Annotated in this window: 12 protein-coding genes; 7 read left to right on the forward strand and 5 right to left on the reverse strand. The window is 72.0% G+C overall.

All coding sequences use genetic code 11. The features are described from left to right. Positions 1–430 precede the first annotated feature (430 nt). Genes ABZZ04_RS36240 through ABZZ04_RS36255 form a run of 4 tightly spaced genes read left to right on the forward strand, consistent with a single transcriptional unit; the run spans position 431 to position 4,754 of the window. Positions 431–3,298 (forward strand): nitrate- and nitrite sensing domain-containing protein, encoded by a 2,868-nt coding sequence (locus tag ABZZ04_RS36240; RefSeq protein ID WP_356936494.1) that lies wholly within the window; start codon positions 431–433, stop codon positions 3,296–3,298. Next, positions 3,295–3,738, forward strand: a complete 444-nt coding sequence (locus ABZZ04_RS36245) for a roadblock/LC7 domain-containing protein (RefSeq protein ID WP_356936495.1) — start codon at positions 3,295–3,297, stop codon at positions 3,736–3,738. Before ABZZ04_RS36240 ends, ABZZ04_RS36245 begins: the two co-directional genes overlap by 4 nt. Before the next feature lie 7 nt (positions 3,739–3,745). Continuing rightward, positions 3,746–4,168 carry a DUF742 domain-containing protein gene (locus tag ABZZ04_RS36250; protein ID WP_356936496.1) on the forward strand — a complete coding sequence of 141 codons (423 nt, stop codon included), beginning with the start codon at positions 3,746–3,748 and terminating at the stop codon, positions 4,166–4,168. Beyond that, positions 4,149–4,754, forward strand: coding sequence for an ATP/GTP-binding protein (locus tag ABZZ04_RS36255; RefSeq protein ID WP_356936497.1), 606 nt, complete (start codon positions 4,149–4,151; stop codon positions 4,752–4,754). The genes ABZZ04_RS36250 and ABZZ04_RS36255 overlap by 20 nt, the downstream gene beginning before the upstream one ends. 156 nt (positions 4,755–4,910) lie before the next feature. Here the strand turns inward: ABZZ04_RS36255 and ABZZ04_RS36260 are convergent, their stop codons facing one another. Both ABZZ04_RS36260 and ABZZ04_RS36265 read right to left on the reverse strand, forming a co-directional pair. After that, positions 4,911–5,258, reverse strand: a complete 348-nt coding sequence (locus ABZZ04_RS36260) for a DUF962 domain-containing protein (RefSeq protein WP_356936498.1) — start codon at positions 5,256–5,258, stop codon at positions 4,911–4,913. A gap of 148 nt (positions 5,259–5,406) precedes the next feature. Next, positions 5,407–6,213 carry a M15 family metallopeptidase gene (locus tag ABZZ04_RS36265; RefSeq protein WP_356936499.1) on the reverse strand — a complete coding sequence of 269 codons (807 nt, stop codon included), beginning with the start codon at positions 6,211–6,213 and terminating at the stop codon, positions 5,407–5,409. A gap of 69 nt (positions 6,214–6,282) precedes the next feature. Between ABZZ04_RS36265 and ABZZ04_RS36270 the strand changes: the two genes are divergently transcribed. Beyond that, the gene (locus ABZZ04_RS36270; RefSeq protein WP_356936504.1) at positions 6,283–6,804 is read left to right on the forward strand and encodes an NUDIX domain-containing protein; all 522 of its coding nucleotides are present in this window, start codon (positions 6,283–6,285) and stop codon (positions 6,802–6,804) included. Positions 6,805–6,816: 12 nt separating this feature from the next. Here ABZZ04_RS36270 and ABZZ04_RS36275 read toward each other — a convergent pair whose 3' ends face one another. Beyond that, positions 6,817–9,216: a TIM-barrel domain-containing protein gene (locus ABZZ04_RS36275; protein WP_356936500.1), complete on the reverse strand. Its 2,400-nt coding sequence runs from the start codon at positions 9,214–9,216 to the stop codon at positions 6,817–6,819. A 221-nt stretch (positions 9,217–9,437) separates the two neighbouring features. Between ABZZ04_RS36275 and ABZZ04_RS36280 the strand changes: the two genes are divergently transcribed. Both ABZZ04_RS36280 and ABZZ04_RS36285 read left to right on the forward strand, forming a co-directional pair. After that, positions 9,438–11,414 (forward strand): acetoacetate--CoA ligase, encoded by a 1,977-nt coding sequence (locus ABZZ04_RS36280; protein WP_356936501.1) that lies wholly within the window; start codon positions 9,438–9,440, stop codon positions 11,412–11,414. Positions 11,415–11,609: 195 nt separating this feature from the next. Then, the gene (locus ABZZ04_RS36285) at positions 11,610–12,476 is read left to right on the forward strand and encodes a hypothetical protein (RefSeq protein ID WP_356936505.1); all 867 of its coding nucleotides are present in this window, start codon (positions 11,610–11,612) and stop codon (positions 12,474–12,476) included. Between the two features lie 72 nt (positions 12,477–12,548). Here the strand turns inward: ABZZ04_RS36285 and ptsP are convergent, their stop codons facing one another. Next, positions 12,549–14,219 (reverse strand): phosphoenolpyruvate--protein phosphotransferase, encoded by a 1,671-nt coding sequence (gene ptsP, locus ABZZ04_RS36290; RefSeq protein WP_356936502.1) that lies wholly within the window; start codon positions 14,217–14,219, stop codon positions 12,549–12,551. 76 nt (positions 14,220–14,295) lie between these two features. Next, on the reverse strand, positions 14,296–14,745 hold the full coding sequence (locus ABZZ04_RS36295; RefSeq protein WP_356936503.1) for a PTS glucose transporter subunit IIA: 450 nt from the start codon (positions 14,743–14,745) through the stop codon (positions 14,296–14,298). Between the last annotated feature and the right edge of the window lie 408 nt (positions 14,746–15,153).

Here is a 15,153-nt window from a genome sequence, read left to right on the forward strand (position 1 = left end):
CTCTACGCGGGCGGCCCGGACCGTCCTGCCCTCACCGGTTTCTTCCGGTTTCCTTCGGCGGACCGAGGTCGCGACCCCCCACCATGATCCCGCCTCGCGGACACCGTTTCACCCCGTACCGCCCCTACCCCGTACAGATGTCCCGTACAGACGGACGAGTGGCCGGTCGTGAAGATTCCCCCGATCCGTCATGGAGCGAATAATTCCAGCCAACTGCCCTGTCGAACAGAGTGAAGCATTGGTGGGTCTCTTCTGCCGCTTTCGCGAATTTCATTGCCCGGAATACCGGGACAACCCATGATCAATACCGAGTGGCGCGGCTGAAAATCGTCCGGACGTCTCTTCGAGTTGTCTCCGTGTCGGTAGTAGGCTCGCGCCGTTTGTTGACGGAACACGACCCCCGGCACACGGGGTCGAGCTGGGGGAGTCCATGCGCTTTCGCGGAAAGTCCATCCGCAGGAAGATCGTGGCGCTGCTGCTGGTGCCGCTCGTCTCCCTCACCGGGCTCTGGGGATTCGCCACCTATCTGACGGGGCGCGAGGCCAGACAGCTGATAAGTGCGAGCGCCATCGTGGAGAAGGTCGGCCATCCGATGGAGGACACGGTCCGGGCCATTCAGGACGAGCGCCGTCAGACCCTCGTCTTCCTCGCCGACCCCAGGGCCTCCGACGCCCTTCCCCACCTGCAACGTCAACGGGCGGCAACCGACCGTGTCCTGACGGGCCTCAAGGACGGCGCGCGCCAGAAGGGCATTCGCGGGGCACTCAGTTCCGAGGACGGCTCCCAGCTCGACTCCATCCTGGGCACCGTGGAGGGACTCGGCGCACTGCGCGAATCGGTCGACGAGCGCACCATCGACCGTTCCAAGGCGATGGAGTTCTACGGACGGCTCATAGATCCCTGCTACCGCTTTCTGACCGGTCTCCGCACGATGGAGAACGTGTCGATGGACAAGCAGGTCCGGGCCCTGGTCGGAATCTCCCGCGCCCGCGAGATGCTCTCCCGCGAGGACGCCCTGATCGCCTCGTCGCTCATCGCGGGCCGGCTCACCGCCGCCGAACTGCGCCAGGTCTCCGACCTCATGGCCAATCGCGAACTGCTCTACGAGATCAACGTCGAGATGCTTCCCGCGTCGGAGCGGCAGCGCATCGAGCAGTACTGGGCGAGCCCGGACAGCGAACCGCTCAGGACCGCGGAGAGGACCCTCGTCCAGAACGGCCCCACCCAGGACCCGCGGGCCGTCGACGCCGAGCGCTGGCAGGAGGCGGCCGCACCGGTCCTGGAGCGGCTGGCCAACGACTCCACCGAGATGGGCAACCGTTTCCAGGATCGCGGCAAACCCGCCGGGTACGGCGTCCTGATCAAGGCCGGCGTCGCGGGCGTCCTCGGATTCCTCGCCCTGGTCGCCTCGCTGTTCGTCTCCGTGCGCATCGGCCGCGAACTCATCCGCGACCTCTCCAGGCTCCGCAAGGACGCCCACGAGGTCTCCGGCGTGCGACTGCCCAGCGTGATGCGCCGCCTGGCCTCGGGGGAGCAGGTCGACGTGGAGACGGAGGCCCCGCACCTCCAGTACGAGCGCGACGAGATCGGCCAGGTCGGCCAGGCCCTCAACACCCTGCAACGGGCGGCCGTCGAGGCCGCGGTCAAGCAGGCCGACATGCGGCGCGGCGTGTCCGAGGTGTTCGTCAACCTCGCCCGCCGCAACCAGGTGCTGCTGCACCGCCAGCTGACGCTCCTGGACACGATGGAGCGCCGGACCGAGAACACCGACGAACTCGCGGACCTCTTCCGCCTCGACCACCTGACCACCCGCATGCGGCGCCACGCCGAGGGCCTGGTGATCCTCTCCGGCGCCGCGCCCTCCCGCCAGTGGCGCAAGCCGATCCAGCTGATGGACGTGGTGCGGGCGGCGGTCGCCGAGGTCGAGGACTACGAGCGGATCGAGGTCCGCCGGCTGCCGCGCATCGGCGTGGGCGGCCCCGCGGTCGCCGACCTCACCCATCTGATCGCCGAACTCCTCGAGAACGCGACCGTGTTCTCGCCCCCGCACACCGCGGTCCAGGTGCACGGCGAACGCGTCGCCAACGGCTTCACGCTGGAGATCCACGACCGCGGCCTGGGCATGCCCGCCGAAGTCCTCCTGGACGCCAACCTGCGGCTCGCCGAGACCCCCGAGTTCGAGCTCTCCGACACCGACCGGCTCGGCCTGTTCGTGGTCAGCCGCCTCGCGCAGCGCCAGAACGTCCGGGTCTCGCTGCAGCCCTCCCCCTACGGGGGCACGACCGCAGTCGTCTTCATCCCGGCGACGCTGCTCACCGACGCCCCGGACACCCACGGCACCGGATTCCGCCTGGACCGCAGGGCCGAGCGGGCGATCGGCGCGGGCGGGCGGAAGGCCGGCGAGGCGACGGGCGGCGACGGCACGCCGGACCGCCGGGCCGGCCGGACCTCCCCCCTCGCCCCCGTGCCGACCGGCCTCGTGGACCCGGCCCTCCTGGACGGCCCCGTGGAGCTCGAAGGCCCCGTCGGGGCACTGGACTTCGACGACGACCAGGCCCTCGACCCGCTGCTCGACCCGCTGCTGGGCGGCGCCTCCGACCTGGACGACACCGAGAGCGAGCGCGGCGGCATCTTCCGGGCCCGCGAGCTGCGCCGCGACGGCGGCCGCGACCAGCACCAGCAGGCCGCGGACCGGCCGGCCGGGACCGCGGCCGACACCCACCCCGGCAGGCCCGTGCCGCTGCCCCGCCGCAAGCCGCCGACCCTGGTCGCCGACAACGGCCGCCGGGTCGACGAGGCGGGCCGGGCACGCTCCGCGACCGCCGGGCGGGGCCCCGCCGAGACCACCGGCCCCAGGCCCATCGACACCGAGCGCCCCGGACCGGGCGCCGAATCGCCGGACTTGGGCGGCACGCCGCCGACCGCCGCCCCGTGGCACTCCGGTGCCGCCACCGAACCCCGGCAGCCCACCGGCTTCCGGAAACCCACCGAGCCCGCCACACCCGCAGGGCCCGCTCCCTCCGGGGCCCCGAGCACCCGCGAGACCGTGGGAGGGCTGCCCCGCCGCGTCCGGCAGGCCAGCCTCGCCCCGCAGCTGCGCGAGGACTCGGGCCTCCGTGACGCGGAACCGTCCCGGACGGACCCGGCCCAGGACTTCGACCGCGACGCGGACGAGGTACGCAGCCGCATGGCTTCGCTCCAACGCGGCTGGCAGCGCGGACGTCGGCAGAACGCCGAGGACGTGTCCGGTCCCGGTGACACAGCACAAGGAACCACTCCGGGAGGGGACGGTCCATGACCGCACCGAACGTCGCTGCGACCGATGCCGCACGCCATGGCTCGGGCCAGCTCAACTGGCTCCTCGACGAACTCGTCGAGCGGGTCTCCAGCATCCACAAGGCGCTGGTGCTCTCCAGCGACGGTCTCGCCACCGGCACGTCGAAGGGCCTGACCCGCGAGGACAGCGAGCACCTGGCGGCCGTCGCCTCCGGCTTCCACAGCCTCGCCAAGGGCGTCGGGCGGCACTTCGACGCGGGCAGGGTCCGCCAGACCGTCGTCGAGCTCGACGAGGCGTTCCTCTTCGTCACCGCGGCCGGGGACGGCAGCTGCCTCGCGGTGCTGGCCGACGCGGACTCCGACGTCGGCCAGGTGGCGTACGAGATGACGCTGATGGTCAAGCGGGTCGGCGCCCACCTGGCCAACGCCCCACGGACGCCCGGTTCGGCCGCCGGGGGGTGAGTGGACGGTGAGCGCCGAATCCTCCAGATCTCCGGCAACGTCCACCGACCCGCAGGCCTCGCACTGGTACGACGCCGAAGCGGGGCCGGTGGTCCGTCCGTACGCGATGACCCGGGGCCGTACCAGCAGCGACTCCCACCACCGGCTCGACCTGATCGCGATCGTCGTCCCCGAACCGGAGGCCGACGATCCGGGCAGGGACCAGACGCTCTCCCCGGAACACGTGGAGATCGTCGAGCTCTGTTCCGGCGTGCCCCAGTCGATCGCCGAGCTCGCGGCCGGCCTGGACCTCCCCGTAGGGGTGGTCCGGGTGCTGGTCGGCGACCTCGTCGAGGACGAACTGGTGCATGTGACCCGTCCCGTTCCGCCGGCCGAGCTGCCGGACGTGAACATTCTTCGCGAGGTGATCAATGGCCTTCGGGCGCTCTAGCCGCAAGAAGCGGCCCGTGGAGCCCGTTACCCTGAAAATCCTGGTGGCGGGCGGCTTCGGAGTGGGCAAGACGACCCTGGTCGGCGCGGTCAGCGAGATCAGGCCGCTGCGCACGGAGGAGAGGCTGAGCGAGGCGGGCCGTCCGGTGGACGACCTGGCCGGGGTGGAGGCGAAGACCACCACCACGGTGGCCATGGACTTCGGCCGGATCACCCTCCGCGAGGACCTGGTGCTCTACCTCTTCGGCACACCGGGACAGGACCGCTTCTGGTTCCTGTGGGACGAACTGGCGCAGGGCGCCCTGGGCGCGGTCGTGCTCGCGGACACCCGGCGTCTGGAGGACTGCTTCGCGGCGGTCGACTACTTCGAACGCCGAGCCATCCCGTTCGCCGTCGCGGTGAACTGCTTCGAGGGGGCCGACCGGTTCCCCACCGGGACGGTGCAGGCCGCACTGGACCTGGACCCCGAGGTGCCCGTGCTCATGTGCGACGCGCGCGACCGCCCCTCGGTGCGGGAGGTCCTGGCCACGGTGGTCGAACACGCCCTGGCCCGCGCGGAACGCGTCCGCGAACCCGCCACGACGTGACGTCCCGCGTCGAACCCGCCACGACGTGACGTCCCGGGCCCGGACCACGGTGTGCGGCCCGGCCCCCCGCCGACCGGGGTCCGGGCCGTGTGCCGTCCGGTGCCGGGGCGGGAAGACCTCACCCGCCGGTCGCGCGGACCGTCGGCCGCGCCGCCGTCAGCGGTGGTCGGCGAGCCACTTGGCCGCGATCTCCGCCAGCTCCCGGTCGCGCCCCGCCAGCATCATCCGGATCATCTGCACGTCGCCGCGCAGCGACCAGGCCGGATGTCCGAAGGTGGCCGGGTTGTTCCCCTCGATCAGGAAGTGTGCGGGCCAGGCCGTCCCGTAACCGATCAGCGGCAACGCGGCCAGGTACCTCCGACGCCCCCGCGCCAGGCCGTAGGCGCTGACCGCGAGCCCCGTCAGCGTGCCCGTCAGATGGACCCAGCGGGTCGCCGCTCTGGAGTGCATCGCCACGTAATAGGGCCAGAACTCTTCGTAGGAATCGAACGTCTGCTGTGACATACGGGCACCGTAATGGCTCGAACGGCAACCGGAAACGGCCGGTTCGCGTCGAAGTGGGAGAAGCGGGCGGCCGGAATCCGCGGGGGTGCTACCGGCCGCCCCTTCCACGCCCCGGCCCGGGCATGGGCCGGGGTCGTCCGAAGGGTCCTCAGTGCCCCGCCACGGACCTCCTGGCCACCGGGAAGTCGAAGTAGGTGTCCGGGAACGTCTCGGGCTTGAAGGTGTAGTGCCACCACTCCTCGGCCAGGTTGACGAAGCCGACGTCGGCGAGGGTCTTCTTCAGGAACTGCCGGTGGGCGCGCTGCTTCCCCCGGACGCGAGGGTCATCGGTGTGGGAGAGCGTGTCGAAGCAGTCGAACCCCGTGCCCATGTCCACGGAGTTGTCCGGGAAGCGGTCGGCCGCGGGCGCGTGACAGGGCACCTGCTCCTGACCGGGCAGGTACGGCGGGGTCGGTGCGGCGGGCAGTTCCACCAGCGTCAGGTCCACCGTGCTGCCCCGGCTGTGCCCGGACTTCTCCGCGATGTAACCGTCCGCGAACAGCCGCGTCTTGTCGACCCGGGGGTAGAACTCGCGCTTCATCGCCTGGTCGTCGAGGTCCTTCGCCCAGCGCACGAAGTGGTCCACCGCCCGCTGCGGCCGGTAGCAGTCGTACACCTTCAACGAGTAGCCCAGGCGCAGCAGCCGGACCTGCGCGCGGTGCAGGGCGCGGGCGGCGGGCCGGGTCAGGATGCAGAGCGGCTGGCGGTAGCCGTCCACCGGAACGCCCATGAAGTTGTGCGCGGTGGGGTAGCGCATCTCCTGGATGATCGTCGGATCCACCGAACGCAGCGCGACGAACTCCTCGGGCGCCTTCGGCTCGGGCGCCGCCCCGGCCACGGGAACGGCGGCGACGAGGGCGAGCAGGGTGGCTGCGGCGGTCGTCAGGGCACGGGAAGCGAAAGCGAGACCTGTCATGAGCACATAATCCAGTAGTGCGGGGGAGCGCGCCCGGGGATCGGATACAGTCCGCGCGTGTCCGCATCCATGAGCGACTCCCACCGGCCGGTCGACAACTCCCACTGCGGCGGCTGCGGAGCACCGTACGCCGAGGCCGTCGGCTGGCCCCGCACCTGCGCCGCCTGCGGCAGCACCGCCTACCGCAACCCGCTGCCGGTCGCCGTGGCCCTGCTCCCCGTCACCGACCCGGACGGCACCGGACTCGTCGTCATCACCCGCACCATCCCGCCCCGCCCCGGCTGCCTCGCCCTCCCCGGCGGCTTCATCGACCACGACGAGGACTGGAAGCACGCCGTCGTCCGGGAACTGCGCGAGGAGACCGGGATCGAGGCCGCCGAACAGGACGTCCGCCTCGCCGACGCGCTCAGCTCCCCGGCCGGCCACCTGCTCCTCTTCGGTCTCCTCCCGCCGCGCCCCGCGACCGCCCTCCCGCCCTCCGTGCCCACCGACGAGACCGACGGATTCCAGCTGCTGCGCACACCCGCCGAACTCGCCTTCCCCCTGCACACCCGGGCCGTCCGCACCTGGTTCGACGGCGGTTACCGCTGACCGGCGGCCCCGCTACCCGGCCGCCCCGCCGTCCTGCAGCCCGCGCACCCGAACCGGCAGGTCCACCGGCACCTCCTCGCCCTCGCCCTCCCGCTCCACCAGCACCCGCCCGTCCACCAACCGCGACGTGTACCGCTCGACCTCGGCCCGCTCCCAGCCGTCCCCCGCGTCCCGGACCACCAGACCGCCCCCGGCACGCCCCGCCACCGGAGCCCACACCTCCAGCTCCACGCCCCCGTCCGCGGCCCGCACCGGCAGCACCGAACCCGCCCGTGCCAGCACCGGCACCCGGGACAGCGGCGCGTCGAGCAACACCTGCCCCGGCCCCTCGTGCACCTCGCCCGTAGCGGTGTCGTACCAGTGCCCCCGCGGCAGCCGCACCGCCCGCCGGTCCGCCCCCGGCTCCAGCACCGGCGCCACCAGCAGACAGTCACCCAGCAGGAACGCGTCCTCGCACTCCCGCAACGCCCGGTCCCCGGGCGCCCGCCACCACAGCGGCCGCACGTACGGGGCACCCGTCAGCCGGGCCAGGTGCGCCAGCGTCACGAAGTACGGGCGCAGCCGCTCCCGCTCCTCCAGCACCGCCCGCGCGTGCCCGAGCACCTGCGGACCGAACTCCCACGGCTCGCGCCGGCCCGCGTCGATCGCGGCATGGGTACGGAACAACGGCAGGTACGCACCCAGCTGGAACCACCGCAGATACAGCTCCGGCGACGGCGACCCGTCGAAACCGCCCACGTCCGGCCCCGAGTACGGCACCCCGCACAACCCCAGGCCCAGCACCAGCGCCAGCGAGGCCCGCAGCCCCGGCCAGCCGGTCCCCACGTCACCGGACCAGGTGCCCCCGTACCGCTGCATTCCCGCCCAGCCGGAACGCGAGAACAGGAACGGCCGTTCCTCGGGCCGCAGCCGGCACAGCCCCTCGTACCCGGCACGCGCCATCGTCAGCCCGTACACGTTGTGGGCCTCGCGGTGATCACCCCCGCGGCCCTCCAGGCAGTGCCGCGCCGACCGGGGCAGCGTCGGATCCCCGAAGGCGGCGAACGACACCGGCTCGTTCATGTCGTGCCACACCCCCGAGAACCCCTGCGCCAGCCGCTCCTCGTACAGACCGCCCCACCACTCCCGCACCCGCGGATCGGTGAAGTCCGGATAGACGCACTCACCGGGCCACACCTCCCCGCGCACCATCCGCCCCCGCGCGTCCCGGACGAAGGCCCCGCCGCCCCCCACCACCGCCCCCGAGTCGAACACCGCGTCGCCCGGCTCCGCCCGCACCGCCGGGTCGACGATCGACACCAGCCGCACCCCGTCCTCCCGGAGCTCCTTCGCCAGCCCCGGCAGATCGGGGAAACGCCGGTGGTCGACGGTGAACACCCGGTGCGCGTCGTAGTGGTCGATGTCCAGATGCAGCGCGGACAGGGGCAGCCCCCGCTCCCGGTACCCGGCGACGATCCGCCGCACCTCCCGCTCGCTCCCGAACCCCCACCGGGCGTGCTGCGGACCCAGCGCCCAGGAAGGCGGCAGCGCCGGAGCGCCCGTGAGCCCCGCCCAGCCCTGCAGCACCCGGGCCGGCGTCCCCGCCAGCACCCAGCAGCGCAACGGCCCCCCGTCCATCCGCACCTCGCACGTTCCCGGACGGTCATGACCCGACCCCGCGCCCTCCTCGCCCTCGCGCAGCGTCACCCGCCCCGACCAGGTGTTGTCGTGGAACACCAGATGCGTCCCCGCGTCGGAGACCACGAACTGCACCGGCATCGTCAGATACAGCGGATCGTCGCCCGGCCCGAAGCGCCCGCCCGGATCGGTGTTCCACAGCCCGTACACACCGTCCCGCAGCCGCGGCCCCGACGCCCGGCCGCCCAGCCCGAAGAACCGGGCGTCCGCCGGTACCGCGGAACGCTGCACCCACCTCGCCCCAGCCGCACGCCCCCGAGCACCCCCGTCCGTCACCGGCTCCCACCAGCGCGGCGGCGACTCGCGCCGGAGCACCACTCCGCCGGGAGTACGCAGTTCCACGGCCCCGTGCCGCGACACCGCGACGGTCAGCCGCTCCGAAACCACCTGCCAGCCACCGTCCTTGTCCGGCTCCAGCTCGGCCCGCGGGTCCACCTCGGGCACCGCACCGGCCAGCGCGTACGAGGGCGTGGGCTCCGCCCCGTCCCAGCCCAGGAACACCGCGCCGCCCACCGCCACCCGCACCCGCAACTCCGAACGCGCGAACCGCACCACGCCCCCGCCCGGCTCCGGCTCCGCCCCCACCACCGCGCCGGGCACCCGCGCCCGCTCCGCACCGCGGGCCGGCAACGCCCGCGCGTCCGCACGGCGACGCCGCCAGGAGGAGCGCACCGTGCGCAGCCCCCGCACCGAACCGACCAATTTCACCGAACGCACCAGGTCACGACCATCCATGCAGCTCACCCTGCCACCCGGCGGGGCGGGCGCGGGCTCCGTTCAACTTCCGTTCACCCGGGGGTCCGCGGGATGTACACACCCCGGCCGCGGCGGGGAACCCTGGTGCGAAAGACGATCACATGGCATCGTCCGTGAAAGCCGCCGCGCGCACACCCCGGCACGTGTGCGCGCCACCCACGCCCACCCCGCGTACGCGTAACAGTCCAGGGAGCCGCCCCATGACCGCAGCAGCCAACGAAGCCCCCCTCTGGCAGCCGGGCCCCGACCGGATCGAGGCCGCCGCCGTCACCCGCTTCCAGCGATGGGCGGCCGAACACCACGGAGCACCGGCCGAGGGCGGCTACCCGGCTCTGCACCAGTGGTCCGTGGCCGAGCTCGACACCTTCTGGAAAGCCGTCGCCGAATGGTTCGGCATCCGCTTCTCCACCCCGTACGAGACCGTCATCGGCGACCGCGCCATGCCCGGCGCCCAGTGGTTCCCCGGCGCCACCCTCAACTACGCCGAACACGCGCTGCGCACCGCCGAGGACCCCCTGCGCGCGGACACCCCGGCCCTGCTCCACGTCGACGAGACCCACACCCAGGTCCCCCTCTCCTGGGCCGGACTCCGCCGCCGGGTCGGCTCGCTCGCCGCCGAACTGCGCGCCCTCGGCGTCAACCCCGGCGACCGCGTCAGCGGCTACCTCCCCAACATCCCCGAGGCCGTCGTCGCCTTCCTCGCCACCGCGGCCGTCGGCGGCGTCTGGACCTCCTGCGCCCCCGACTTCGGCGCCCGCAGCGTCCTCGACCGCTTCCAGCAGGTCGAACCCGTCGTCCTGTTCACCGTCGACGGCTACCGCTACGGGGGCAAGGAACACCACCGTGCCGACACGGTCGCCGAGCTGCGCCGCGAACTGCCCACCCTGCGCGCCGTCGTCCACATTCCGCTGCTGGGCACCGAGGCCCCCGAGGGCGCCCTCGACTGGTCCGCCCTCACCGCCGCGGACACCGAGCCCGTCTTCGAGCAGGTGCCGTTCGACCACCCGCTGTGGGTGCTCTACTCCTCCGGCACCACCGGACTCCCCAAGGCGATCGTCCAGTCCCAGGGCGGCATCCTGCTCGAACACTTCAAGCAGCTCGGCCTGCACTGCGACCTGGGCCCCGACGACCGCTTCTTCTGGTACACCTCCACCGGCTGGATGATGTGGAACTTCCTCGTCTCCGGCCTGCTCACCGGAACCACGGTCGTGCTCTACGACGGAAGCCCGGGACACCCGGACATCAGCGCCCAGTGGCGGGTCGCCGAGCAGACCGGGGCGACCCTCTTCGGCACCTCGGCCGCCTACGTCATGGCCTGCCGCAAGGCGGGCATCCACCCGGGGCGCGACTTCGACCTCTCCCGCGTCCAGTGCGTCGCCACCACCGGCTCCCCCCTCCCGCCCGACGGCTTCCGCTGGCTGCACGACGAGGTGGACGACGACCTGTGGATCGCCTCCGTCAGCGGCGGCACGGACGTCTGCAGCTGCTTCGCCGGCGCGGTACCCACCCTCCCCGTCCACATCGGCGAACTCCAGGCACCCTGCCTCGGCACCGACCTGAGGTCCTGGGACCCCGCCGGTGAACCGCTCATCGGCGAGGTCGGCGAACTGGTCGTCACCGCGCCCATGCCCTCCATGCCGATCCGCTTCTGGAACGACCCCGACGGCAGCCGCTACCACGACAGCTACTTCGACATGTACCCCGGCGTCTGGCGCCACGGGGACTGGATCACGATCACCGACCGCGGCTCGGTCGTCATCCACGGCCGCTCCGACTCCACCCTCAACCGCCAGGGCGTACGGATGGGCTCCGCGGACATCTACGAGGCCGTCGAACGGCTCCCCGAGATCCGCGAGTCCCTCGTCATCGGCCTCGAGGAACCCGACGGCGGGTACTGGATGCCGCTCTTCGTCCACCTCGCCGAGGGCGCGCGGCTCGACGACGCGCTGCGCGACAGCATCAAGCGGACCATCCGGGAGAACCTCTCGCCGCGCCACGTCCCCGACGAGGTCATCGAGGTCCCCGGCATCCCGCACACCCTCACCGGCAAGCGCATCGAGGTTCCGGTCAAACGCCTCCTGCAGGGAACGGCCCTGGCCAAGGCGGTCAACCCCGGCTCGATCGACAACATCGAGCTCCTCCACTTCTACGAGGACCTCGCCCGCAAGCGTCACTGACCGTCCGCATTGTCAGTGCCCGTGATTACTCTGAGTGAGCAATGTTCTACGGCGCACTGGGGGACAGTCATGGCACACACCGGGAACACCGACAACGGCAATCACACCGGAAACGGCAATCACACCGGAAACGACAAGCGCACCGGAAACAGCGGGCACATCCGTACGGCCGGACACCGCAGGTCCGGCGCATCCATGCGACGCACGCTGCGCCGCGAAGCACCCAGCACCATCGGCCTCCTGGCCGATGAGCAGGACTTCGCGGCGATGCGGCGCTATCGCACCTTCGCCTTCGACGACCACACGGTCTACCTCCAGCAGGTCGAGCACCTGCTGAAGTCCCTGTCCGCCCAGGGCGTGCACGCCACGGTGGCTCTCTTCGACCCCGAGGAGTACGCGGAGTTCTGCGCCGAGTCGGGGCTCGCCCCCGACACCCCGGCCAGCCGCAGCCGCTTCACCGCCGAGATCGCGGCGGCCGGCGCCACCGTCTCCTACACCGGACAACCCCTCGACACCCTGATCCCGGTCCTGGTCGGCCGAGCCGTCCGCCGGGCCACCTGGGAGTACGCCACGATGCTCCTGGCGAACCTCGGCGAATGCGCCGACTGCGGCCAGGACGTCGGCCGCGAGGCCTTCGACCGGGCCTCCCACCTGCTGCTCCGCATGCTGGAGGCGGCCGGTCCGGGCACCCACCACCTGGTCTGCAGCATTCCCGCGGACAACGAGCACCTGCTCGCCGTCCTGCACACCGAGCGCGACGACGCCGCGGGCCCCGCCCGCCTCGAATCGGACGAGGGGGCCGAGTTCGTCACGGTGCTCGCCGTCGGCATCGCCCTCGAAAAACCCGGCGGAGTCGTGCTCCGCACGAGTCGGCCCGGCGCCCAGGACCGCGTCCACGGCTGGCGCCTGTCGCGCGGCAGCCTGCTGCCGCTCAGCGCCGGCCAGGTTTTCAACGCCTACTGCACCGATGCCGAGACCGGTGAACCGGTCGCCCCGGAATCGCACGTGGAGTACTGCGCGGGCTTCGACCTCGGCGCGGACGAGCCGAAACCGCACCACTGACCGCGCCGACAGCCGAAGGGGCTCCCCGCCCTCGGCAGGGAGCCCCTTCACGACACGGCACCGCAGCGGCGGTTACTCGCCCGACAGCACCGCCTGGGCCGCCACCCGCGCCTCTTCGGCGGAGTCCGCCGCCCGCGCGGCGGAAGCGGCGCGCTCGCACTGCGCGAGCGTGTACTTCGCCAGCGTGGCGCGAACATAGGGGATGGACGCGGCGCCCATCGACAGCGACGTCACACCCAGCCCCGTCAGGACACAGGCGAGCAACGGATCGGAGGCGGCCTCACCACAGACGCCACAGCTCTTGCCCTCGGCCCTGGCGGCCTCCGCAGAGAGCGCCACCAGGTCGAGCAGCGCGGGCTGCCACGGGTCCTGCAACCGGGACACCGCACCCACCTGCCGGTCCGCGGCGAAGGTGTACTGCGCCAGGTCATTGGTGCCCAGCGAGAGGAACTCCACCTCCTGCAGGATCGAGCGCGCCCGCAGCGCGGCGGACGGAATCTCCACCATCGCGCCGAACTTCGCCCGCAACCCGGCCTCGCGGCAGGCGTCGGCGAAGGACTTCGCGTCCGCGCGGTCCGCCACCATGGGCGCCATGACCTCGAGGTAGACGGGCAGCCCCTCGGCCGCCTTCGACAGCGCGGTCAGCTGCGTACGCAGTACTTCCGGGTGGTCCAGCAGGCTCCGCAGCCCGCGCACGCCCAGCGCCGGGTTCGGCTCGTCGGCCGGCGTCAGGAAGTCCAGCGGCTTGTCGGCACCGGCGTCCAGCACCCGCACGACGACCCGTCCCTCGGGGAACGCCTCCAGCACGGCCCGGTACGCGGCGACCTGCTTCTCCTCGGAGGGAGCCTGCTCGCTGTCGTCCAGGAACAGGAACTCCGTACGGAACAGCCCCACGCCCTCGGCCCCGGCCTCGACCGCCGCCGGTACGTCGCCGGGCCCGCCGACATTGGCGAGCAGCGGGACCTTGTGGCCGTCGGAGGTCGCGCCGGGTCCGGTGGAGGCCGACAGTGCGGCCTTGCGCGCGGCGGCGGCCTGCTCCATCTCGGCACGCTTCTCGACGCTCGGGTCGACGAAGATCTCGCCCGTGCTGCCGTCCACGGCGATGACCGTGCCCTCGGCCAGCTCACCGGCACCGGGCAGCGCCACCACGGCGGGCACCCCGAGCGCCCGCGCCAGAATCGCGCTGTGACTGGTCGGCCCGCCCTCCTCGGTCACGAAACCGAGCACCAGGGCCGGGTCGAGCAGCGCCGTGTCGGCGGGCGCCAGGTCCCGCGCGATGAGGACGTAGGGCTCGTCGCTGTCCGGCACACCGGGCATCGGCACACCGAGCAGACGGGCCACGATCCGGTTGCGCACATCGTCGAGGTCGGCGACGCGCCCCGCCAGGTACTCCCCGGCGTTGGCGAGCAGCGCCCGGTAGGAGGCGAAGGCGTCGTAGACGCCGCGCTCGGCGGTGCTGCCGACGGCGATACGACGTTCGACATCGGCCATCAGCTCCGGGTCCTGGGCCATCATGGCCTGGGCCTCCAGCACGTGCTGGGCCTCGCCGCCGGCCAGGTTGCCGCGCGCCGTCAGATCGGCCGCCACCGCTTCCACGGCCTGCCGGGCGCGCCCCTGTTCGCGCTCGGCCTCCTCGGCGGGGATCTGCTTGGCCGGCGGTTCGAGCACCGCCGTACCCATGTGACGCACTTCGCCGATCGCCACTCCGTGGCTCACACCGACGCCTCGCAGCGTTGTCTCCATTTCACCCGTCTCCGGTTGTGCGGCGGCCCGTGCTGCCGCGGTGGATATCCAGTCGGCCGTCATCGCGCCGATTCCGTCACTGCCAACCGAACAAGGTGTCTCCGGTCTTCACGTCGCCGTCCTCACGGACGTCGGAGAGGGAGTCGGTGGTGGCCTCCAGTGCCACGACCGGGCACACGGGCGACTTGCCGGCCGCCTCGACGTCCGCGGGGTTCCAGCGCACGATGCCCTGGCCCCGGGTGACGTTGTCCCCCTTGTTCACGAGCAGTTCGAAGCCCTCGCCATTGAGCTGAACGGTGTCGATGCCCAGGTGCGTGAGCACCCCGTGCCCGTGCTCGTCCACGACGACGAAGGCGTGCGGGTGCAGGGAGACGATCACGCCGTCGACCGGCGACACCGCCTCGGACGGCTCGCGCACGGGGTCGATGGCGGTACCGGGGCCCACCATCGCGCCGGAGAAGACAGGGTCCGGTACCGCGGCGAGCCCGATGGCACGTCCGGCAAGAGGGGACGTCACAGTGGTCATAGGGGCCTCCCAGGGGTGGAGCTCGATCTGCGCCGGCGCAGCTGTGGGCGACGGCGTGCTGTTCAGCAGCGTAAGTCATAAGAAGTGCCGGTTCCGCCCGAGTCATGGCGGTTCGCGGACTTAGGGGTGTACCGGAAACGATTTGCCTCGACTCCCGGCGGCCTGTACTGTCGTACTCCTGCCTGACCACAACACGACTTTGAGTCGTGGGTCGGCGGCGACTTTTAAACCCTGACTCTAACTCCGACTCGGCACCTGCATGCCTGCAGGGGCTGGTCAAGGAGAGGGAAAAGGGCTGGTAGAGTCTGAATCCGCCGAAAGGCAAAAGACCACTTCGACGGTCACCGAGAATTCGGAATCCGGTCCGGAAACGGAACGGGAAAAGGTTCTGGTAGAGTCGGAAGGGCC

The sequence above is a fragment of the Streptomyces sp. NPDC006435 genome (genome assembly GCF_040612315.1).
Lineage (GTDB): Bacteria > Actinomycetota > Actinomycetes > Streptomycetales > Streptomycetaceae > Streptomyces.

Bases quoted from the DNA above. Each gene is read 5' to 3' on its own strand.
- ABZZ04_RS36270 (WP_356936504.1), top strand. From the start codon at position 6,283: ATGAGCGACTCCCACCGGCCGGTCGACAACTCCCACTGCGGCGGCTGC.
- ABZZ04_RS36240 (WP_356936494.1), top strand. From the start codon at position 431: ATGCGCTTTCGCGGAAAGTCCATCCGCAGGAAGATCGTGGCGCTGCTG.
- ABZZ04_RS36255 (WP_356936497.1), top strand. From the start codon at position 4,149: ATGGCCTTCGGGCGCTCTAGCCGCAAGAAGCGGCCCGTGGAGCCCGTT.
- ABZZ04_RS36275 (WP_356936500.1), bottom strand. From the start codon at position 9,216: ATGGATGGTCGTGACCTGGTGCGTTCGGTGAAATTGGTCGGTTCGGTG.
- ABZZ04_RS36245 (WP_356936495.1), top strand. From the start codon at position 3,295: ATGACCGCACCGAACGTCGCTGCGACCGATGCCGCACGCCATGGCTCG.
- ptsP (WP_356936502.1), bottom strand. From the start codon at position 14,219: ATGGAGACAACGCTGCGAGGCGTCGGTGTGAGCCACGGAGTGGCGATC.
- ABZZ04_RS36280 (WP_356936501.1), top strand. From the start codon at position 9,438: ATGACCGCAGCAGCCAACGAAGCCCCCCTCTGGCAGCCGGGCCCCGAC.
- ABZZ04_RS36260 (WP_356936498.1), bottom strand. From the start codon at position 5,258: ATGTCACAGCAGACGTTCGATTCCTACGAAGAGTTCTGGCCCTATTAC.
- ABZZ04_RS36285 (WP_356936505.1), top strand. From the start codon at position 11,610: ATGCGACGCACGCTGCGCCGCGAAGCACCCAGCACCATCGGCCTCCTG.
- ABZZ04_RS36295 (WP_356936503.1), bottom strand. From the start codon at position 14,745: ATGACCACTGTGACGTCCCCTCTTGCCGGACGTGCCATCGGGCTCGCC.
- ABZZ04_RS36265 (WP_356936499.1), bottom strand. From the start codon at position 6,213: ATGACAGGTCTCGCTTTCGCTTCCCGTGCCCTGACGACCGCCGCAGCC.